A 1280-nucleotide genomic window follows, 5' to 3' on the forward strand; every position below is an offset into this window, starting at 1 on the left:
TCCGCGGCCGGTCGCACCTTCGTCGCGGATCTCGCCGCCCGAACCCGTTGCAGCGCCTGCAAACGGCGAAATGGCGGTCGGATGGTTATGCGTCTCGACCTTCATCAGCGTGTGCGTGAGTTCGGTGTGACGCCCGTAATGCTCGCTCGATCCGCGCGGGAACCAGCGCTCGGCCGTGCCGCCTTCCATGATCGCCGAGTTGTCCGAATACGCGACGATGGTGCCGGCGTGATTGAGCTTCTCGGTGTTGCGGATCATGTTGAACAGCGAGATGTCCTGCGGCTCGCCGTCGATGGTCCACTGACCATTGAAAATCTTGTGGCGGCAATGCTCGCTGTTGGCCTGCGCGAACATCATCAATTCGACGTCCGTGGGATTGCGCTGCAAGTGCTTGAATGAATCGACCAGGTAGTCGATTTCATCGTCGGCGAGCGCGAGGCCCAGTTCCATGTTCGCCGTTTCCAGCGCGCTGCGGCCGTGGCCGAGGATATCGACGGCTTGCAGCGGTTGAGCCGGCAGTTCATCGAACAGATGCACGGCGTGATCGCGCGATGGCGCCACGCTTTCAGTCATGCGGTCGTGCAGCGCGGCAGCCACTTCGGTGCGCGCCTGTTCGGACAAGGCCTTCTTGCCGCCGATGCCCGTGCCGAGCAAGCCGCTTTTCAGCAGGACCGTGTACTCGACGCCGCGCTCGATCCGGCGAATCTGCGTCAGGCCGCAATGATGCGCAATGTCGGTGGCCTTGCTGGCCCACGGCGACACCGTTCCGAAACGCGGCACGACCATGAAGGTTTCTTGCGCGCCGCGCTCGCTGCCGGCATCGAACGGTGTTCCGTAGTGCATCAGCGCGTGGATGCGGTTGCTGTCTTCGTCGGAGAGCGGTTCGACCGAGTTCACAAAATGCAGGAACTGGCCGCGCACGCCGACAATATTCGGGTCGATGCGCGTCAGTGTTTCGAGCAGGCGGGTTTGACGGAAATCAGAGAGGGCCGAAGCGCCGGGGAAACACGAGAAGTGGGCCATTGTCACGGTGCTGAGAAGACGTCGGGACGAAAGACGTCGGAGCCGCTTGCGGGATTGCCGCATTTGGCGATGGGAAGACCCGGATTATAACCCGGAAGTGTCTCGAAAACGCCCTCGCGGCCATGCGTGAAACGGCGGGAACGGCCCGCGGCAATCTCTCAAAGACGACGCGATACTTTTTGACCGTCCCCGGCGATGCACGCCCGAAGCCTCGATGCGCCCGGTTGACCGGCCGCACAGAGCGCGTTTGGCCGTTA

Annotated in this window: 1 pseudogene; it reads right to left on the bottom strand. The window is 62.7% G+C overall.

Features of this window, described 5'->3' with window-relative positions:
* Nucleotides 1-1023 (bottom strand): annotated as a pseudogene (locus ACRXB1_RS36200) (phosphoribosylformylglycinamidine synthase); the annotation flags it as partial.
* Between the last annotated feature and the right edge of the window lie 257 nt (nucleotides 1024-1280).

This window comes from Caballeronia sp. M23-90 (assembly GCF_053574605.1).